The 21,003-nt window shown below is 40.1% G+C and carries 20 protein-coding genes and 1 pseudogene; 14 read left to right on the top strand and 7 right to left on the bottom strand.

The window, feature by feature from the left end; translation table 11 throughout:
- Window positions 1-71 precede the first annotated feature (71 nt).
- Complete coding sequence (locus G8Y84_RS08015; protein WP_051605017.1) at window positions 72-572, top strand: DUF805 domain-containing protein; 501 nt, start codon at window positions 72-74, stop codon at window positions 570-572.
- Between the two features lie 209 nt (window positions 573-781).
- On the top strand, window positions 782-2,164 hold the full coding sequence (locus tag G8Y84_RS08010; protein ID WP_105997005.1) for a cryptochrome/photolyase family protein: 1,383 nt from the start codon (window positions 782-784) through the stop codon (window positions 2,162-2,164).
- 158 nt (window positions 2,165-2,322) lie between these two features.
- Here G8Y84_RS08010 and G8Y84_RS08005 read toward each other — a convergent pair whose 3' ends face one another.
- On the bottom strand, window positions 2,323-2,931 hold the full coding sequence (locus tag G8Y84_RS08005; protein WP_165806264.1) for a class I SAM-dependent methyltransferase: 609 nt from the start codon (window positions 2,929-2,931) through the stop codon (window positions 2,323-2,325).
- A 170-nt stretch (window positions 2,932-3,101) separates the two neighbouring features.
- Between G8Y84_RS08005 and G8Y84_RS08000 the strand changes: the two are divergent.
- From G8Y84_RS08000 to G8Y84_RS07950, 11 genes and pseudogenes are all read left to right on the top strand, one after another.
- Window positions 3,102-4,297 (top strand): annotated as a pseudogene (locus G8Y84_RS08000) (NAD(P)/FAD-dependent oxidoreductase).
- A gap of 125 nt (window positions 4,298-4,422) precedes the next feature.
- Window positions 4,423-4,626 carry a helix-turn-helix transcriptional regulator gene (locus G8Y84_RS07995; protein WP_105997002.1) on the top strand — a complete coding sequence of 68 codons (204 nt, stop codon included), beginning with the start codon at window positions 4,423-4,425 and terminating at the stop codon, window positions 4,624-4,626.
- Window positions 4,623-5,342: a DUF3169 family protein gene (locus tag G8Y84_RS07990; RefSeq protein ID WP_105997001.1), complete on the top strand. Its 720-nt coding sequence runs from the start codon at window positions 4,623-4,625 to the stop codon at window positions 5,340-5,342. Before G8Y84_RS07995 ends, G8Y84_RS07990 begins: the two co-directional genes overlap by 4 nt.
- A 193-nt stretch (window positions 5,343-5,535) precedes the next feature.
- On the top strand, window positions 5,536-6,072 hold the full coding sequence (locus tag G8Y84_RS07985; protein WP_107367007.1) for a TetR/AcrR family transcriptional regulator: 537 nt from the start codon (window positions 5,536-5,538) through the stop codon (window positions 6,070-6,072).
- A 352-nt stretch (window positions 6,073-6,424) separates the two neighbouring features.
- Window positions 6,425-7,621 carry a betaine/proline/choline family ABC transporter ATP-binding protein gene (locus G8Y84_RS07980; RefSeq protein WP_037576731.1) on the top strand — a complete coding sequence of 399 codons (1,197 nt, stop codon included), beginning with the start codon at window positions 6,425-6,427 and terminating at the stop codon, window positions 7,619-7,621.
- Window positions 7,618-8,253, top strand: a complete 636-nt coding sequence (locus G8Y84_RS07975; RefSeq protein WP_037576728.1) for an ABC transporter permease — start codon at window positions 7,618-7,620, stop codon at window positions 8,251-8,253. The genes G8Y84_RS07980 and G8Y84_RS07975 overlap by 4 nt, the downstream gene beginning before the upstream one ends.
- 17 nt (window positions 8,254-8,270) lie before the next feature.
- Window positions 8,271-9,212, top strand: coding sequence for an osmoprotectant ABC transporter substrate-binding protein (locus tag G8Y84_RS07970; RefSeq protein WP_037576725.1), 942 nt, complete (start codon window positions 8,271-8,273; stop codon window positions 9,210-9,212).
- Window positions 9,212-9,889: an ABC transporter permease gene (locus tag G8Y84_RS07965; protein ID WP_037576723.1), complete on the top strand. Its 678-nt coding sequence runs from the start codon at window positions 9,212-9,214 to the stop codon at window positions 9,887-9,889. Before G8Y84_RS07970 ends, G8Y84_RS07965 begins: the two co-directional genes overlap by 1 nt.
- A 15-nt stretch (window positions 9,890-9,904) precedes the next feature.
- Window positions 9,905-10,669, top strand: coding sequence for an alpha/beta hydrolase (locus G8Y84_RS07960; RefSeq protein WP_105996999.1), 765 nt, complete (start codon window positions 9,905-9,907; stop codon window positions 10,667-10,669).
- A gap of 142 nt (window positions 10,670-10,811) precedes the next feature.
- Window positions 10,812-11,921, top strand: a complete 1,110-nt coding sequence (locus tag G8Y84_RS07955; RefSeq protein WP_105996998.1) for an NAD(P)/FAD-dependent oxidoreductase — start codon at window positions 10,812-10,814, stop codon at window positions 11,919-11,921.
- On the top strand, window positions 11,915-13,264 hold the full coding sequence (locus G8Y84_RS07950) for a nucleoside recognition domain-containing protein (RefSeq protein ID WP_103159151.1): 1,350 nt from the start codon (window positions 11,915-11,917) through the stop codon (window positions 13,262-13,264). The genes G8Y84_RS07955 and G8Y84_RS07950 overlap by 7 nt, the downstream gene beginning before the upstream one ends.
- A gap of 89 nt (window positions 13,265-13,353) precedes the next feature.
- On the opposite strand, the gene G8Y84_RS07945 is transcribed toward G8Y84_RS07950, so the two are convergent.
- From G8Y84_RS07945 to G8Y84_RS07920, 6 genes are all read right to left on the bottom strand, one after another.
- Window positions 13,354-14,058 carry a Crp/Fnr family transcriptional regulator gene (locus G8Y84_RS07945; RefSeq protein WP_051605016.1) on the bottom strand — a complete coding sequence of 235 codons (705 nt, stop codon included), beginning with the start codon at window positions 14,056-14,058 and terminating at the stop codon, window positions 13,354-13,356.
- A 21-nt stretch (window positions 14,059-14,079) separates the two neighbouring features.
- Window positions 14,080-15,021, bottom strand: coding sequence for a carbamate kinase (gene arcC / locus G8Y84_RS07940; RefSeq protein WP_105963009.1), 942 nt, complete (start codon window positions 15,019-15,021; stop codon window positions 14,080-14,082).
- Between the two features lie 16 nt (window positions 15,022-15,037).
- A complete protein-coding gene (gene arcD, locus G8Y84_RS07935; protein ID WP_103159154.1) occupies window positions 15,038-16,456 on the bottom strand; it encodes an arginine-ornithine antiporter in 1,419 nt (472 codons plus the stop codon).
- A gap of 96 nt (window positions 16,457-16,552) precedes the next feature.
- Window positions 16,553-17,560 (bottom strand): ornithine carbamoyltransferase, encoded by a 1,008-nt coding sequence (argF, locus tag G8Y84_RS07930; protein WP_165806263.1) that lies wholly within the window; start codon window positions 17,558-17,560, stop codon window positions 16,553-16,555.
- A gap of 23 nt (window positions 17,561-17,583) precedes the next feature.
- Window positions 17,584-18,810 carry an arginine deiminase gene (arcA, locus tag G8Y84_RS07925; protein ID WP_037576707.1) on the bottom strand — a complete coding sequence of 409 codons (1,227 nt, stop codon included), beginning with the start codon at window positions 18,808-18,810 and terminating at the stop codon, window positions 17,584-17,586.
- A gap of 241 nt (window positions 18,811-19,051) precedes the next feature.
- Window positions 19,052-19,510 (bottom strand): arginine repressor, encoded by a 459-nt coding sequence (locus G8Y84_RS07920; RefSeq protein WP_037576704.1) that lies wholly within the window; start codon window positions 19,508-19,510, stop codon window positions 19,052-19,054.
- Window positions 19,511-19,819: 309 nt separating this feature from the next.
- Between G8Y84_RS07920 and G8Y84_RS07915 the strand changes: the two genes are divergently transcribed.
- A complete protein-coding gene (locus tag G8Y84_RS07915) occupies window positions 19,820-20,989 on the top strand; it encodes an MFS transporter (RefSeq protein ID WP_037576700.1) in 1,170 nt (389 codons plus the stop codon).
- Window positions 20,990-21,003 lie beyond the last annotated feature (14 nt).

The following is a 21,003-nucleotide window of genomic DNA, read 5'->3' as shown; positions in this document are numbered from 1 at the left end:
GGGCGCGAGTGTTGGAACATGCTAATCTGTATTTAACAATAATATGAAAATAAATAGTTAGGAGTGCAACTATGAATCAACCCCAAAGTATTTTAACGTGTTATCAATTGTTTTGGACACGCCTTTTCGATTTTAAAGGCCGATCGACAAGAAAAGAATTTTGGCATCCGCTTTGGATGAATGCGGTCATCATGGTGTTATTATCTTTCATCATTTCTGAACGTGCGAGTTATATTTTCAGTTTTTTAATCTTTATTCCGAATTTAACGGTGATGACGAGACGTTTACATGATGTCAATCGTTCGATGTTTCTTGCGATTGTGTTTAACTTGAGCAGTTATATTACGCTTGTATTATTTTTCCTACTGCTATTAGTGCCTACAGGTGTCGTGACGCACCCATTCGGTGAAAGTCTGTTAGTGATTACCGTATTTACTGGGGGGATTGCGCTTGTCTTCTTATTATTTTATACGTTATTTGCGATGATCATGAAAGGCAACAGCGAACCAAACCATTATGGCGATGGAGGCACAGCCGCATTAACACAAACTTCAAAAACAATAGAGACCTAACCCTTACTGCCTAAGTGTTTGAAAGACGAGACACTTAGGCTTTTATGCATTTATAGCGATTATTCTATTATTGATAGGGTAAGAGTAAGGTAATCTATGTATTGACTTTAGACCCAAATGAGTAAGACGCACGTCTGCTCATTTTTTATGAATCAAGGTGAACATACTCTATCACCCAGGAAATATAAGTCAGCTAGGAGGTTCAGCGGATGAATTTAGGTGTGATTTTAAATCGTGTTTTTCGTATTCAGTCGAATCCATTGTTTCAATATGTTGAAGACCATTTGGAGGCGATTCAACAGCTTTATGTGATTGTGCCCATCGAGGAAATGTCTGATGCGTCTGAGGTTAAACAGAAAGATTATCAAGACGTCGTCAGGGGTTTTATAGCACAACTTCATGCTTACGGTATCACGCCGTATATCGTTAACTATGAAGACTTAGGAGCACTCGCAGAGGAATTGGCTTTAAGCCATGTGCTTATGGCGAGTGATACGATGAGTTATCACCATGCGAACTATGACTTTCCACATGTGAAGCGGGCCTTTCAAAAGCGTAAGATCCAAACCATCGGTGTCCGGGCCAACCATTATTTCAACCCGAAAAGCACTTTGAATCGACAAGGCGAACCGTACAAAGTCTTTACAAGTTTTTATAAAGCAAACCGTCCGCATATTCATGACAGACGTGTGACGCGTTATGATATCGAAAGCATTCGAAAAGTTGCAGCGACGGGAGAGAATAGAACAGACCTTTCATTTAACAATGCACAAGATATGGAAGCAGCTGCACGCAAGCATTGGGGGTCCTTTTTACAAGAAGATATGACACAGTATCAAACCTTAACAGATGACATTACAATCGCTTATGTGAGTGGAATGAGTCGTTATTTGGCCTATGGTTTGATGGACATACATGAAGTGTTGCGTGATGTGCTAGAAGGGATTGAAATGGAACCCACACCGTATGAAGCGTATTTACGTGAGCTGATGTTTAGAGAATTTTATTATGTCTTGATGGTGGCCTATCCTGAAACAGCGACACAATCCTTTATAGAAAAATATCGTGATTTACCTTGGTCGCATCATCAAGCATCATTTGAAGCGTGGAAGCAAGGAGAAACGGGGTACCCCATCATTGATGCCGCAATGAAACGACTGCAACGGACAGGCCAGATGCACAATCGCTTACGCATGGTGGTCGCACAATTTTTGACGAAGCATCTTTTTATCGACTGGACTTGGGGAGAAATGTATTTTAAAGAACAACTGATAGATTACGATAATGCCTCTAACGTTCATGGTTGGCAATGGTCGGCCTCTACAGGAACGGATGCGGTCCCGTATTTTCGAATGTTCAACCCGATACGTCAAAGTGAACGGTTTGATGCAAAAGGGGAGCTCATTAAATCAGAGCTACCGTTATTTGGAAATGTACCCGTAAAATATCTTCATGATCCGACTAAAAACCGTCAAGTGCTTCAAGAGCATTACAATATTGTGATAGGACGAGACTATCCGGAAACGATTGTAGATCATAAGGCGAGTCGTGCGTATGTGATGGCCGTTTTTAAAGGAGAACACGACATTTAATACTTAAGCGTCAACTTTAAACACATATGAGGGGGTACAAAAGCATGGGGTGACCCATGCTTTTAAACATTGCTTTATTTTAATTGAGGAGACATAAATCGCTTTCCCTCAGACATCATGAACCACGGACTGAGGAGATTTTCTAGGGTCTTTATTTATTATATTTTTTCAATATGCCCTTGAATCACAATTCCCTCACCTCGATGCTTTGAGCCTTCGTTACGTACGACTTGATGTTGGTCTAACGCATGGATATATACAGGGAGTGTCGCAAGGATGGCTTTAATTTCACCCACGTCATACAACATGTCGATATCTTTTGGCCCACCTGTACCCATTTGAAGTTGATCTTTGGCGTAAAATTCAAAATAACTATGACCATGTGGTACGAGGGAGGACACAAGGTTGGTAAACATCATCGCTTTCCCTTCGCTTGGGACATGGCCAAAAATATTAATACTGTAATCATACGTATCTTTTGGAACCGCATCCTCTGCGGTAATGTCTCCGAGATGCGCCTCAATCTCTACGCCTTTCTCATTGGCTAATCGTTGTTGTTTAGCAATCCCTTTTTCTGAAGTGTCATACGTCGTGACGGCATAGCCTAATTCAGCTAAATAAACCGCATTACGTCCTTCACCTTCTGCAAATAAAACGACTTTTTCATGATTGTTCGTCGGTTGGTTAAAAATGGATTGAAGATAGGCATTTGCATCTTTGCCGTAAATATAATCCTCTGTTTGATATTTTTCATCCCAATGGTTCATATGAAGCGCCCCCTTTTATAATCATATTAATGATATACCCTAAATTAAGTGAATAATTGCGCTTGCAAAAGGGTAAATAATGAATATTAATTAATATAAATTAAATTATAAATGAATCTATAGACAATAATTAGAAAATCAGAGTGAGTGATATAAAAGGAGTGAGTTAGGTGACAAAACAACATAAAATTATCATTATCGGTGGAGGTTCAGCCGGCATCATGGTAGCCTCAAGACTGCTTAATCAACGTCAAGATTTAAAAGGACACATTACCCTCATTGATCCAGCTGAATACCATTACTATCAGCCACTATGGACACTCGTGGGGGGGGAGGCGTGGCTAAATTAGAAGCGACACGTAAGAAAATGAGAAAAGTTATACCTAAAGGTGCAAATTGGATACAAGAAGCTGTAAAAGCGATTCAACCTGATGAACAAACCGTGACTTTACACAATGGTGACGTCTTGCCATATGATGGACTCGTTGTATGTCCTGGATTACAACTAAACTGGGATGGGGTAAAAGGATTGAAAGAAACAATGGGTCAAAATGGAGTATGTTCCAATTATTCACCTGAATATGTAAACGAAACATGGCGCCAAATTGCTAACTTTAAGAGAGGGACAGCTATTTTTACCCACCCTAACACCCCGATTAAGTGCGGGGGCGCCCCAATGAAAATCATGTATTTGGCTGAAGATTATTTCAGAAAACAGGGCATACGAAATGAAACCGAAGTCATGTTTGAAACGGCAAAAAATGTTCTATTTGATGTAGAAAAATATTCAAAAGAATTGGAGAAAATTGTTGAAAAACGAGGAATACACGTCGATTATCAGACTCACTTAGTCGAAGTGGATGGTGCAAAGCAACTTGCAACGTTTGAGGAGATTAATACAGGTAAACGAAAAACAGTACATTTCGATTTGTTACATGTGACACCGCCGATGGGGCCTCTACCCTTTCTTAAAAACAGTGGATTAACGGATGAAGCGGGTTGGATTGATGTTAATCCATCGACATTACAACATACACAATTTAAAAATGTCTTTGCATTAGGAGATGCTTCAAATGCGCCAACGTCTAAAACAGGTGCAGCGATTAGAAAACAAGCCCCCGTAGTCGCGTCCAATTTACTTCAAGCGATGCAAGGGAAAATGTTAACACATCATTATGATGGTTATACGTCTTGTCCAATTGTGACGGGGTACGATCAACTTATTTTAGCAGAATTTGATTACAATCATGAAACGAAAGAAACGATGCCTTTTAACCAAGCCAAACCTCGACGTAGTATGTATATATTAAAAAAAGACGTATTGCCACGGATGTATTGGTATGGCATGTTGAAAGGACGTTTATAGCATATTAACAAATAAAGAACGAGGTGCTGTCATATAAATGGCAGCATCTTTTTTAAAAACAAATGACAAATATAGTTGTCAAAATGACTATGATATTGTATATTTTGATTGAGGAGTTGATCAGCATGCGGAATCGACTTAAAGAACTACGCGCACGAGACGGCTACAACCAAACGCAACTCGCCAAAAAAGCAGGTGTCTCCAGGCAAACGATTTCACTTATAGAGCGTAACGAATTTACACCTTCTATTAAAACGGCAGTCAGCATTGCACGCGTTTTTAACGAACCAGTCGAAAAAGTCTTTATCATTGAGGAGGAAGATTTATGAAAATAGGTAGGTATTTATTATGGGCATTCATCGGTGGCATTTGTGGTTATTTGTTTGCCTATGTTTTAGAAATCACTCATGGTTTTCGTACTTTGACAGAGTTCAAAATTATTGATAGCACAACCATTCATCTTATTGGTATTATCAGTTTAATCCTAGTATGTGGTCTTATTTTAGTGGCTTTTTATATGCAAAAAAAGACGTTGAAGTACAAACAACAATTAGACAGACATATTGAAGATGATCAAGCGGACGGCATGGAAACGAGAGCCTCCTTATCATTTTTATATGTGTCATTGATAATTTATGCAGAATATGTTGTGACGTTTTTATTACTTTTCGTTTATGTGGTAGGTAAGGTGGATGTAGGTTATCTTGCTTATCCTTTATTTATTTTTTTACTGGTTGCCTTAAGTACGATTCCCTATGGTTTTTTCGTACGTCGATATGAACCTCGTTTTCCAAAATTAGGAGAAAAGCAGTATACGGAAAAAACATTGGCCATCATGGACGAAGGAGAGCGTCATATTACTTTAGTTTCTATGTACAAAATTTATCATATGAACCTCCAGTTATTGATGCTTGCAATTTTGATACTCGGGTTTTATTCGATACAAAGTGGAAGTAACCAGTTTTTAGGGATAGCGATATTAATTGTCCTCTTCATCTATAATGCATTTGGCTATTTGTTCAAAGTCCGTCGCCATTATAAGTGATGAGACTATCTGTAACACCCAATTTTAGACGGCCTTGTTAGAGGTCTCGTTCTCTCGATTTACAATGCACGCTTTGTTTTATTTCAATCATTTGATTGCGATTTTTATAGAATTTGCTTAAAATAAGGCTGTTTCCTAAAGAATAAGACGGTAGGTAAGGGTTTAATATTAATCATGACAGCAGGTGGTTCAATTGGCGAGAAAGTCAAAAAGGATTGAAATTATTGAAGCGGCTTCTCAAATCGTGTTTGAACATGGGGTGGATGCCCTCACACTCGATGCGGTATCAAAAGCAGCAGGGGTCAGTAAGGGTGGCCTATTATATCATTTTAAATCGAAAGAAGGTTTGGTCGAAGCACTTGTGCAATATGCCAATGATATGTATCAAAGCAATGTCGAAAATGCTTTAGATGCAACGCTTTCGCAAGGTCAATATTTAAACGCGCTCATAGAAGCCACACGTCAACATCGTACTGAACAGGCGCCGATTACGTCAGGGTTATTGGCCGCCCATGGGACTAATAAAGACTATTTGGCCCCTTTAAAACAGTCCTATGCGGAGTGGCAGTCAACGATTGTCAATGAAAGGATTGATCCTGTGGATGCGACGATTATGCGTTTGGCCATCGATGGGCTGTGGTTGTCTGAGATTTTCGAATTCAGTGCGATTGATGAAACAATGCGTGAAGCAGTGCTCAATCGCTTAAAAGATTATACGCAACAATCTTAATGATAGGACTCCTCAAATCAGAGGAGACATGCGGTCTTTCATAAATGTGAAAAAACCAAATTGTGCAAATGTGCATGATTTGGTTTTATATTTGTGTTACATTTGAAATAAAACTGACCGATTGGTATAGTAATGAAGTGAACTGTTTACATAAGATGAGCACGTGACAGTGATAAACTTCGACTTCTGAGTGCAATCTTCTGTGTTATGACTGGAATGTGCACGCTTGATAGACGTAAATATGAGCGCTTAGGGGCTTTTTGTGCCTGTGTTTTACTTAGTACGCTTTGTATAACATTCACAGAAGGTCTTTTTTGTATTCGTCAATTTAAAAAGGGAAAGGAATGGACATATGTTAAGTATTAAAAACTTATCAAAAGTCTATGCTGGGAGTAAGAAGGCTGTAGACAATATGAATATTGAGATTCAGCAAGGGGAGTTTGTCGCTTTTATAGGCACGAGTGGTAGCGGTAAAACGACGGCATTACGTATGATTAATCGCATGATTGAAGCGACGGAAGGTCAAATTATGATTAACGGCAAAGACGTGCGTCAAATGAACCCCGTACAACTGCGTCGAAGTATCGGTTACGTGATTCAACAAATTGGACTTATGCCACATATGACCGTCAGAGAAAATATCGTGCTCGTACCGAAATTATTAAAATGGTCTCAAGAAAAGAAAGATGCCAAAGCACGTGAACTTATTAAATTGGTGGATTTGCCGGAAGAGTATTTAGACCGTTATCCTTCAGAGTTATCTGGGGGTCAACAACAACGGATTGGTGTTGTTCGTGCCCTTGCGGCTGAGCAAGATATTATCTTAATGGATGAACCTTTCGGGGCGCTTGACCCGATTACACGTGATACGTTACAAGACTTAGTGAAGAAGCTACAACAAAAATTAGGCAAAACTTTTATATTTGTGACACATGACATGGATGAAGCGATTAAACTGGCGGACAAAATCTGTATTATGTCATACGGCAAAGTGATTCAATATGATACACCGGACAATATTTTAAGACATCCGGCCAACGATTTTGTGCGTGATTTTATTGGTCAGAACCGTTTAATTCAAGACCGTCCAAATGTGCGTAAAGTGGAGGATGCGATGATTACGCCGATTACGATTACGGCAGATCAATCACTGAACGATGCGGTGCAGTTAATGCGTAATAAACGGATTGATACGCTCTTTGTCGTGAATCATGAAAACCGCTTACTCGGCTTTCTCGATATTGAAGATATCAATCAAGGGTTACGTGCGCATGCGGAACTCATCGATGTGATTCAGCGCGATGTGTACACGGTGCCTTATGATAGTAAGCTACAAGACTCGGTGCGTACCATTTTAAAACGAAATGTGCGGAATGTGCCGGTGGTTGATGCTGAAAATCATATTATCGGACTGATTACACGTGCCAATCTTGTCGATATTGTTTATGACAGTATTTGGGGCGATCCTGAAGAAGATGTAACAACGTCAGAACAAGACATAGCTCCAACACAAGATGCAACGTCGGATACTGGAGTTGAGCGCTCATGATGAATTTCATTGCGAATAACGCCAGTGATTTATTTTCGAAAACGATGGAGCATCTCTATATTTCAGTCATTGCGCTTATCATCGCGATTATCGTCTCTGTGCCACTCGGTATTTTGCTAACACGAACGAAGCGTTTGGCTAAAGTGTCATTAACCGTGGCCAGTATCCTTCAAACGATACCAACGTTAGCGGTTTTGGCGTTAATGATTCCATTATTTGGTGTTGGGAAAGTCCCAGCGATTATCGCACTCTTTTTCTATGTGCTCTTACCGATTTTGAATAATACGATTATCGGTGTTGAAAGTATTGATAAAAATGTTCGAGAAGCGGGCAAAAGTATGGGAATGACTGAGTTTCAACTCATGAAAGATGTCGAGTTACCGCTCGCGTTACCCATGATTTTAAGTGGGATTCGGCTCTCCTCTGTGTATGTCATTAGTTGGGCAACGTTAGCAAGTTTTATCGGGGCTGGCGGTCTCGGTGACTACATTTTTAACGGTTTAAATTTGTACGATGCCAATATGATTATTACGGCAACGATTTTAATCACCGTCCTCGCGTTATTGGTGGACTTGATTTTATCGCGTATTGAGAAATGGATTGTACCTAAAGGATTAAAAGTTTCTAGATAAACATTGGAGGGGAAAAGATGAAACGTTATCAAAAGTATATTGCAGTTGTTGTCCTTTGCCTCACGGTGTTATCTGGATGTAGTTTACCAGGACTTAAAAATGCGTCTGCACCGGATGAGGTTCAAATTACCGCATTGGCAACATCAGAATCACAAATTATGTCTCACATGTTGAGATTGCTTATTGAACATGATACAAATGGAAAAATTAAACCAACAATTATTAATAACTTAGGCTCAAGTACGATTCAACATAATGCGATTGTCGATGGTCAAGCCAATATGTCTGGTACGCGTTATACGGGCACAGACTTGACAGGTACGCTTAAAATGGATCCGATTATCGATCCAAAAAAAGCGATGGCCGCGACACAAAAAGGATTTAAAGAGAAATACAATCAAACGTTTTTTAATTCTTACGGTTTTGATAATACGTTTGCGTTAATGGTAACACAAGAAACGGCTAAAAAGTATCACTTAGAAAAAGTGTCTGACTTGAAAAAATATGCGCCTAATTTGCGCCTAGGCATGGATACGACATGGGAAAACCGTGAAGTAGATGGTTATCCAGCATTCCAACGTAAATACGGTTTCAAATTTGGTGAAAATCGCCCAATGCAAATCGGTTTAGTTTATGATGCGTTAGAAAATGGCAGTTTAGACGTTGCGGTCGGTTATTCGACTGATGGACGTATTGCGGCGTATAACTTAAAAGTCTTAAAAGATGATGAACATTTCTTCCCACCTTATGATGCCAGTCCGCTCGCTTCAGACAAATTGTTGAAAGAACGTCCAGAATTAAAGCCAATCATTCAAAAATTAGAAGGTAAAATTTCAACAAAAGAGATGCAAAATTTAAACTATCAAGCGGATGGCGAAGGGCAAGAACCTGCCATTGTGGCACAGAAATTTTTAGAAAAACATGATTACTTTGATCATGACAAAGGAGGCCAAAAATAATGTCAGGGAATATTATTCAACAACTTTGGTCTTACTACCACACCAATTATGGCTATTTGTGGGAGCTATTTATGAACCATTTATTAATGTCGATTTATGGGGTGCTCTTTGCGGCGATTATCGGGATTCCGCTTGGGATTATCATTGCCCGTTACGGTAAATTGTCAACAACCGTCATTACGATAGCCAATATCATTCAAACCGTGCCTGTCATTGCGATGCTTGCGATTTTAATGTTAGGGATTGGTCTAGGGATGAACACAGTTATTTTCGCAGTGTTTTTATACGCACTCTTACCGATTATTAAAAATACGTATACCGGCATTCAAGGGGTAGACGCCAATATTAAAGATGCCGGAAAAGGGATGGGGATGACGCGCAATCAAGTGTTACGCATGATTGAATTGCCGTTATCACTCTCTGTCATTATTGGTGGACTTAGAATTGCGCTCGTCGTCGCGATTGGCGTCGTTGCGGTCGGTTCATTTATTGGTGCGCCGACGCTTGGAGATCTTATCATTCGAGGGACGAATGCGACGGACGGGACGCTCTTTATTTTAGCCGGAGCGTTACCCATCGTGGTTATTGTTTTACTTGTAGATATTCTTTTACGTATGCTAGAGAAGAAGTTAGATCCTTTAAAACGGACAAACAAAAATTCAGCAACCTCTCATTAAAAGGAGTGACAGTCTATGGCATTCATGGAATTTAACTACAAATCAAAAACACTCGGGATGCATCAATCTTGTGCGGTGATTTTACCTGAAGATACCAGTTTTTTTGATACGGAACGTTCCCCTAAGCCATTAAAATCATTGTTATTGTTACACGGGTTATCGAGTGATCACATGTCGTATATGCGCTATACATCGATTGAGCGTTATGCGAATGCGCATCAATTAGCGATCATTATGCCAAATGCCGACCACAGCTTTTATACAAATATGAAATATGGTCATAGTTATTATGATTATATTCTTGAAGTGTGGGATTACGTGCATCAAGTGTTGCCATTATCTATGGAGCGAGAAGATAATTTTATTGCCGGACATTCGATGGGCGGTTATGGCACGATACGTTTTGCTTTAACCGCGGGAGAACGCTTTTCAAAAGCGGCCCCATTATCTGCGGCGATCGATGTGGGTCAGTTGGTGCATTATACGTATCCGGACTTTAAACCTCAAGCGATTGCGGGCGATGATTACAATCCGGTAGGGACACCATTTGATCCGTATTATCTTGTGGACGAAGCCATCAAAGAAGGCCGACCGATACCAGAGTTGTTATTCATGTGTGGTAAAGAGGACGACCTCTATCAAAGTAATGTCGACTTTGTCGAGGCATTGAAATCAAAACAGATTCCATGCCAACTGATTTCAGGTGCAGGGGCTCATGATTATGCCTATTGGGACAAAGCGATTGAAACAGTAATTGCGAAATTTATGGAACTGAATTAGTTGATTAAAGCGTTCTTTGCGATAAATATCGTGAAGAGCGCTTTTTGCATGTGTTCAAAGTGAATAAAGATTGCAAATCTCATCATGAAGGTCTATAATATTAAATCGTAATTATTACGATTTATAAAGTGAGGTTTTTGAAATGACCCAACATCATCGCGTCATCATTATTGGGGCAGGTGCAGCGGGAATCGGGATGGCAGTCACACTAAAACAGATACAAATGGAAGATGTACTTGTCATTGAAAAGGATACGATTGGACATTCCTTTAAACATTGGCCAAAGTCGACACGCACCATTACACCGTCATTTACATCAAATGGTTTCGGCATGCCTGATATGAATGCGATTTCTAAAGATACATCACCGGCGTTTACATTTAATGAAGAACACGTTTTAGGTGAGACTTACGCAGAATACCTGGAAATTGTCGCTGACCATTTCGAGATTGATATTGCGACAAATACAAAGGTCAGCACTGTCCAATTAGTGGACGGGATTTATGAAATTAACACAAGCCAAGGGGATTTTACAGCAGATTACATTTTTGTAGCAACCGGGGATTATGCTTTCCCGAATCAACCGTTTACCGTCGGTCTCCACTATAGTGAAATCGAGGACTTTACAACATTGAAGGGACAAGATTACGTCGTTATTGGCGGCAATGAAAGTGGCTTTGATGCGGCGATACAACTGGCTAAAAATGGCGCTCGTGTGGAAATGTATACGACTACAACTGGTTTTGGTGATGAAGATGCAGATCCGAGCGTACGTTTGTCTCCGTATACCCATCAACGATTAAAAGAAGCGGTTGCAGCGGGGCATGAAATCGAAATGCACGTTGGCCATGAAGTGATTGATACCCGTGAAGATGAAGATGGCTATCATCTTTTATTAGCGAATGGCGAAACTGTCGTGACACCGAATATTCCTATCGTGGCGACAGGTTTTGATGTCACTCAGAATCCGCTTGTGCAACAACTGTTTACGTTACAAGACGGCGAAGTAAAACTCACGGCGCAAGATGAGTCGACTCGTTACCCGAACGTCTTCCTCATCGGGGCAACTGTGCGTCATGAAGCCGCTATTTTGTGCTACATTTACAAATTTAGAGCGCGCTTTGCGGTACTTGCGGAAATGGTAATGAAACGTGAAGGTCTGTCTGTGGATGAGGCGATCATTCAATCGTTTAAGGCGAACAACATGTACTTAGAGGATTATTCATGTTGTGAAGTGGACTGTTCATGTTAGAGGTGACGTTTAATGTGCATACAGGCGCGTGTTCACCTATTCCAGAGGAAACACACGAACTCCGACTAACACATCTCCAGCGATTGACACATGCGGAACAACTACGTTTACGACGCTATATTATCAAACACCGTTTAGACGTCGGCATCCACGTCCCTTTGACTTCTACACCCGCACAAACGCGTCAGATAATAGACGTGCTGGAACAATTTGTGAAAGAGAACCGACAACACGCACCACGAGGGTATGAAGGACTCATCGGATGGAGCCTTATTGCCTTGATGTTTGCGGTTCCGATTTATTTAGCCTATCATTTATCAGGCTATTTAGAAGCGCATATTTTTGAACCGCTTCTCACATGGTTAAGCGCCCTCCCAAATATTCAACAACCGTGGCTCCAACAAATATTATTCGGAGATTATGGGATATTGTCGTTAGGGACTTATTCATTTGTATGGGCCTTGCCGGTCGTGATTTTGATGAGTATTTCAACGGCGGTGTTAGAGCATTCAGGTTTAAAAGCCTACGTGATGAATGCCATTGAACCGTCCATGAGACGGATTGGATTAAATGGGATGGATATTGTGCCACTGTTAGAAGGATTTGGTTGTAACGCAGCAGCGGTAACGCAAGCTGCTCATCAGTGTAGCGCATGTACGAAAGCACGTTGTGTCAGTTTAATAGGTTTTGGCACGTCTTGTAGTTATCAAATCGGAGCGACGTTATCCATTTTTAACACAGCACACATGTCATGGCTCTTCGTTCCGTATTTATGCATGGTCTTTATTGGAGGTGTTATACATAACCGTATATGGTACCCTCCACAAAACGGTGGCCTGTCGACTCCGATGCCTCCGTATCAAGGGATGCATTGGCCATGGTCCCGAGCGTTTATAAAACAAATCGGAGCGACCATTCAAATGTTTATCGTACAGGCCATGCCAATTTTCATCGGGATTTGTTTTATTGTGAGCCTTTTATCGTTTACACCAATCTTAGAGATGTTGGCCAAAGCCTTTGCGCCTCTGTTACGGTGGGTTCAATTACCGACGGATTTGGCGACAGGTATCTTTTTCTCAATGATTCGTAAAGATGGCATGTTGCTTTTTAATACGAATCACGGCGCACTCATACAAAGTCTCTCGCCTATACAATTATTGATGGTCGTATTTTTAGCTTCGACAATCACCGCATGTTCTGTGACGATGACCATGATGGTGCGGCATTTTGGTAGTAAAATCGCTAGCCAAATGATTGCGAAACAAATGTTGACCTCCATCGGCTGTGTCGTCATTTTATTTATAGGTCTACAAGTCTGGCAATTTATTATTTCCCATTTATAATAGAACACCCTTTAACGGCAATGATGGATGAGACCGTTAAAGGGTGTTTTTCGATGAAATGTATGAAGGAATCAACGTCTTAGTCTTAGCTAGGAAGGTAAGGTTTGAAAGAGCTGTTTACTTACGATCCAAGCGTTTTTATCTTTAAAAATAAAGTTCTCCAATATTAAATGATGCATAATATGACTCACAGTTTCTCTCGACATGCCAATCAAGTCTGCAAGCAATTGTATCGTAATCGCACTCGAGATTTCGTAATAAGCCTCTGTATTTTGACCGACGTACTTGCATAGCAATTGTATGAGGTGAATGACTTTTTCACGTGCGTTTTTACAATTTAAAATCATATTATGTTGAATATGTTGATCCTTGCTCTTCACTAACAAAGCGTAAAGACGCGAGAGGACTTCTGTATCGTGTTTTGAAATTTTTTCAATCAAATACAGTGGAATACTTAAAATGTCACATTCCGTTAAAGCTGTACATGTTTCATCGACGGATGGAATACGTAACGCTTGGCTGAGAGGAAAACAATGTTGCGCTTTATTTAACCATTTGTAGTGGGCGCCGTTTTCCATAAAGGCTTCACGGAGGACAATACCATTGACCAAAAATTTCAAATGGGTCATTTCTGTCGTATCGTAGTAGACCACTTGGTTTTTATCAAAATGACGCAAAACAAAGTCCTCTGCAAATATTTGTAATTGTGTCGGTGAAGCATGGATGTAATGCGCAAATGTCTGGATTGCAACGTTTAACGCTTTTGCGTCGTGTGTTTTGTAATGCGTATTCATATCAAAGACATCCTTACATAATTATAAATGAATGTGTGTGCCCGTCCCTTTTTCAAGTGCGTCAAATGCGTTGTCTAAATCTGTAATAATCACTTCTCGGTGAGGGTGATGACCGATAAAATTCATCGCTGCTTCAATTTTTGGCAACATCGACCCTTCTGAGAATTGGCCTTCATCAACGTAGGTTTTTAATGTAGCGACATCTACGTCAGTCAATGCTTGTTGTTTAGGAGTATTAAAGTACACAAATACATTTGGAACGGCCGTTAATATCATTAACGTATCAGCTTCAATCAATTCAGCCAACTTTTCACTCGCAAAGTCTTTGTCAATGACCGCTTCAATCCCTTCAAAGGTGTCACTTTGGCGAATGACAGGAATGCCACCGCCCCCACAAGCAATGACGATATTGTCTTGTTCTAGAAGGGTTTTAATCATTTCGTGTTCCAAAATAGACACTGGAAGCGGAGAGGGCACGACTTTTCGAAAGCCCCGTCCGGCATCTTCTTTGTACGTACTGTTGAGCTCTTTTTCTTGTAAGCGTTGGGCGTCTTCTTTGGTATAGAAAGGGCCAATCGGTTTTGTCGGATGTGACAAGCGTGGGTCATCTGGATCGACTTCTACACGCGTGATGACTGTCCCGACTTGTTTGTGACTGTTAATTTTTTTGAGCACTCGGTTCGTTTCTGTTTCGAGCCAATAGCCAATCATCCCTTGCGTCATCGCACCACAGACATCAAGTGGCATTGCAGGGGTTTGACTGCTGTTGGCTTCGGCTTGTTGAATTAGAACATTGCCAATTTGTGGGCCATTCCCATGAGACATCACAATCGACGTGTCAGATTGAAATAAAGGTTTGAATTTTTCGAGTGTTTGTCGAATCGCCGCTTGTTGACTATTTGCTGTTGCTTCTTTCGTTTGAATCGCGTTGCCACCTAACGCGATGACCATTGTTTTAGCCATAAGTATCTCTCCTGACTTAAATGACGGTAATTGAGTGCGTCATGAGTTTGACGATACCGATAATCGCGAAGAGTAATATCAAACCGATGATGACCCATTCCACCGTTTTAGGTTTTTTATTGAGATTGTTTTGTACTTTGATAAAGACGATGACACCTGGAATATAGAGAATCATCGTTAAGAGTAAATATTCTAGTCCAGCTGCATAGATCAGCCATATCGCGTAAATTGACGCCACACCGCCAGTAATCCATCTCACCATCGATGTTTCACGTTGGGCGATGTTGTATTTGACGAGGTAAAAAGCACTGAACATATAAGGGATTAAAATCGCACTTGAGGCGAGTGAAAAGGCAAATTGATAAGCACTTTCTGTAAACAACATACTGATTAAAAATAATTGCACTAAAATGTTAGTAATCAGTAACGAATTGACAGGTGCGCCGTTGCGATTTTCTTTTGCGAACCATTTTGGAAACAAATCATTTTTAGCCACGACATAGGGGAGTTCTCCTGCGAGTAACGTCCAACCGAGCCATGCACCTAGAACTGAAATGATTAAGCCAATATTAACGAAAACAGCTCCCCAATCACCTACGATATGGGCTAAAACGTGTGCCATAGAGGGGTGACCTAAATCCGCAAGATGATTTTGTTGGATGACTCCTTGAGCAAGCACAGTCATTAAAAAGTAAATGATGAGGACGGACGTTAAACCAATGACGGTTGCAGTGCCGACATCTTTTTTTGATTTTGCACGGCTCGAAAAGACAACAGCACCTTCAATCCCTGTGAAAATCCATACCGTTACTAACATAATGCCTTTGACTTGCGATAGAATCGCAGGCCATGTGATCGCATCAGAAGCGGTTCCGCTAAAACCTGCCATAAATGTATCAAAGTTAAAGACGACAATCATACACACAATGACTAGAAAGATAGGAATCAATTTAGCCACTGTGACGATACTATTAATAAATGCAGCTGTCTCTACACCTTTTAAAATTAAGAAATGTACGCCCCATAACAAAATAGAAGCGACAATAATGCTTGGCAAGGTGTTCCCATTTTGAAAAATAGGGAAGAAATTACCGACTGCAGACATGAGCAATGTCGCATATGCCACGTTGCCTAAAAAGGCTGCAAACCAGTAACCCCATGCACTACAGAATCCGATAAAATCACCAAATCCTGCCTGAGCATAACTATATATCCCTCCATCTAAATCAGGACGCGCATTTGTTAAACTTTGAAAGACAAAGGCGAGCGCAATCATACCAATCGCGGTAATCACCCAACCTATAATTAAGGCAAGACCACCTGCCTGACTTCCCATATCAGAGATGATATTAAAAGCACCGCCTCCAATCATAGAACCTATCACAAGACCTATGAGTGAAGATTTATTTAATTTTTGTGGGTGTCCATTCTCCATCTGTTTCATCTCCTTTTTATCAAAGCAAAGGTGGGGCGAGAATAAGGATTAAATAAGTATGAGAATATAATATAAATTCTCGCCCCAACGGCTGCTTTAAGCAAGTGTTGATGCAATGACAGATTTAATCGTATGCATACGGTTTTCTGCTTGATCAAACACTTTTGATTGTGGGCTTCTAAAGACTTCATCAGTGACTTCCATTTCACTAATTCCGTATTTTTCTTCAATGTCTTTACCGTAAAGCGTATGTGTATCGTGGAAGGCCGGTAAACAATGTAAGAAAATAGTATCGTCACGACCGGTTTTGGTCATTAAAGTGTGATTCACTTGATAGTCTTTGAGTAGATTAATACGTGTTTCAAACTCGCTTTCTTCTCCCATAGAAACCCAGACGTCTGTGTATATGACGTGTGCGTTTTTCACTGCTTCATCGATATCGTCTGTCACCATTACAGAACCGCCATCTTGTTCACCGCGTTGACGGGCTATATCGATGAGTTGTTGCTTAGGAAATAATGATTTTGGTGTACAAATGCGGACATTCACGCCAAGCATGGCACCTGCCACCATGAGAGAGTGGGCCATGTTATTGCGACCATCACCAATATAAGTAAGATTAATGCCTTCTAAATAACCAAAGTTTTCTTTAATTGTCATATAGTCGGCAAGCATTTGCGTTGGGTGCCAAGTATCTGTTAAACCATTCCACACAGGTACACCAGAATGTTTAGCGAGGGCTTCTACCACATCTTGCGAGAAACCACGGAATTCAATACCGTCAAACATGCGACCGAGCACTTTGGAAGTATCTTCGACAGACTCTTTTTTACCGAGTTGAATGTCATTTTTCCCTAAAAATTCAGGGTGTGCGCCTAAATCAATCGACGCGACTGTAAACGCCGCACGTGTTCGTGTGGATGTTTTTTCGAAAAGCAAAGCGATATTCTTACCGTCTAAATAACGATGTTTGATACCGTCTTGTTTATAAGATTTTAGTGTAATCGCAAAGTCGATAAGTGCGTCAAATTCTGCTTTTGTAAAATCATTTTCTTTTAATAATGAACGTCCTTTTAATGCGACGGGTTTTTGTAATTCAATCATTATGAATGCCTCCTAAATTTTCATTAAATGTCTTCACGATATAAAGGTTGACTCATACAACGAGGGCCCCCTCGGCCTCGAACAAGTTCGCCACCAGGGATTTCAATGACTTTTAAGCCTTTTTCACGTAATAATGTGTTAGACACGTAGTTTCGGTCGTAGGTCACGACAACTCCCGGACGAATACAAAGCGTGTTTGAGCCGTCATTCCACTGTTCACGAGGCCCATCAATTGTGTCGCCATTTCCAGTGGGAATGAGTTCGATATGGTCGATGTTGAGTGCCTCTTCTAATGTTTTTTTCAGTTGATTAGAGTGTGTAATTTTAATGTCATCATCACCAGGTTCAATCGTAAAAATATTCATATGACCTTCAGATTTTAGAATAGCGGCATGCATTGTAAATTTGTCATAGTCAATCATCGTAAATACTGTGTCGAGATGCATAAACGTCCGGCTTGTTGGAATTTCAATCGCAATAATTTTTTTAAATGTCGCGTTTTCATTATTGAATATACTGCGTGCGAGACGTTCAATTGCTTGGGCAGACGTACGTTCTGAAATCCCTATCGCAAGCACATCTTTTGATAATATGAGTTCGTCGCCACCTTCAATGTTGAAAGGACTGTCACGATCAATCCATACAGGAATGTCACTATCTTTAAAATCAGGGTGATATTTTAAAATATATTGCATGAAAATCGATTCACGACGGCGCGCACGCCAATACATACGATTGATCGTCATGCCATTGCCGACGGACGCTTGCGGATCTCTCGTAAAATATAGGTTAGGCATAGGATCTAAATAGAAAGGATATTTATCATCCATGTATTCTACTAAATGCGTTGTTTTTAAATTGATTTCTTCTTTACGCACACCGGCCATAATTTTGTCGACGAGACTTTGATTGTCGAGTTTTGAAAATAATGTTTTAATCTCTTCTTCATGGCCGAGCACAGTTTTCCGAGACTCTTTTAAAATCTCATCAATAAATTGTTCGCGAACGTGAGGTTCTGTTAAACTCTCTGCTGTCAGTTTTTCAAGGTATAACACTTCCACCCCTTCATTTCTTAACACTTCCGCAAAATGGTCATGTTCGCGTTGGGCGACTTTCAAATACGGAATGTCATCAAAGAGTAGACCACCTAGATAATCTGGTACAAGGTTTTCAAGTTCTTTGCCAGGACGTTTCAGTAACACGGTTTTCAAACGTCCAATTTCGCTATTAACGTTGATGGTGCGTTTCATAGGTCATTCCTCCTTTATTTGTTTACAGTTACACGATATACGATATGAACCGCTTTCATCGTGATTAATTTCACAAATAAATGAAGGAAAATTTACCGTTTTAAAGAGAGGTGTATACAGAAATGTTTATTTTATTACATAAGATACGCCTTTTTCCTTAGTTTTTAATGAATAATAGATGAATATTTGTATAGAGCTGAGACGTAAAACTGTCGTTGATACATCTACATGTATAAAAATACTATTGTGCGTGAGTTGGAAATAACAACGTGACAACATGATGGGCCTCTTCTTCTGAACGTGTGATAATCATCGTCGTATCGTTGCCACTGATGGTACCGACGATGGCGCTATTTTCTATAGCATCGATATAAAAATTAATCGTTTGTGCAAAACCAGGTGAAGACTGAATTAATATACACTGATTGACAACAGAAATCCGTAAAACTTCATTGTTATATAACTTTTCGAGCATTTTAAGATATTTTGATTTATTGTTATACATCATCTGATAGTGTGCAGGGTGATGTTGTGACGGTTGTTTATGTATGTTCAACTGCAATAAGTCATTCGCAATTGTTGTAAGGCTATAATGAATGCCGAAACGTGCTTCGATAATGTCAATCAATGCTTGTTTAGAGGTAATACAGTTTTGTTGCACAATCATTTTAATTAATTTTTGTCGTTCTTCACGTTTCACTTTGAAAACCTCCTTTGATTGTGAAAACAAAAAATAAAAATAGCAACCATCATTCATCATTATTAACCAATTTTGTAAATTAAATCAAAAATAATAGTATTTACATTTGGTGGGTGCCAGATAAAAAGAGCCGTTAACGTAAGGAAAAATAAGGATTTTTACGAAGTTGTGACAAAATAGGTGCAGTATTTATAGAGACAAATTTACAATATAAAGGTTGTGTAAACTAAGCAACCTTCTTTCATTTTGCTGCTATTTTAGGTAACATTGCATGCGTGTGAAAATAGTGTCGAATGGGGGAGGCGTGAGATGAAACCATCATCGAAAATGACAATTTTCTTCTTTATGTTAGGGACATTTGCGATTGGGATGTCCGAATATGTGGTCATTGGATTATTGTCTCAAATTGCATCCGATATGCGGGTTCCGATTTCAACAGCTGGGCTACTCGTCAGTGTTTACGCCCTAAGCGTAGCGTTCATCGGTCCTATATTGCGGATTTTCACGTTACATTACCGTGCACGGGTATTATTACCTATTTTTGTTTGTATCTTTATTTTGAGTAATATTTTAGGGATGTTAGCCCCTAATTTTTATGTATTATTGTTGTCACGATTATTATCAGCAGCGATGCATGCGCCGTTTTTCGGTGTGAGTATGAGTGTGGCGACACAAATTGTGCCTCCGTCTAAACGCACACAGGCGATTGCGCTCGTTCAAACAGGGCTCACAATTGCGATTATGATCGGTGTGCCTTTTGGGGCGTTTTTAGGAGATTTAGCCAATTGGCGCGTGGTCTTCGGTATTATGGTGCTCGTGGCTATCGCGACGTTACTAGGGGTATTGAAGTTCACGCCTGACGTTGCGATGAGTGCGGAACCGAATTTGAAAAAGGAACTTAAAGCCTTTCGCCAACCGCAGATTCTGATCACGATTGCGATGATTGTTTTTGGTTTTTCGGGCGTATTTACGTCTTATACTTTTGTTGAACCGATGCTAAAAGACTTGTCGCCTTTTGGCACAGTGGGTATTACAATCTGTCTATTTTTATTTGGACTCGGTGGCGTTATTGGCAATGTCGTTTCTGGTAATGTTACAGAAGAGAAGTTAACGATAGGCTTGTTTATTTCATTTTTACTCTTATTCTTAACGATTGTTTTACTCGTTTACGCATTACCTATCAGTATTTTTGCGTTCATTATTGTCTTCTTATTTGGGTTTGGGACTTTTGGAACCACACCTTTGTTGAACAGTAAAATTATATTTGGGGCAAGTGACGCACCGTTACTTGCCAGTACAATGGTCGGCTCCATCTTTAATTTAGCGAACTTTTTCGGTGCGATGCTAGGTTCAGGTCTCCTCAGTAAAGGGTTACCTTACGCCCAAATCACTTGGATTTCAGGCGGTATCATTGTTCTTGGTATCTTATTGAACATCGGTAACTTTGTTTATGAACGTCGTGTTGCTAAAACTGAATAGTGGTGTTTCATATG

Origin of the sequence: Staphylococcus sp. 11511212 (genome assembly GCF_011394755.1) — a bacterium.
Lineage (GTDB): Bacteria > Bacillota > Bacilli > Staphylococcales > Staphylococcaceae > Staphylococcus > Staphylococcus chromogenes.
Note: the sequence above shows the minus strand (reverse complement) of the source record. Positions and strands in the feature narration are given on the sequence as shown.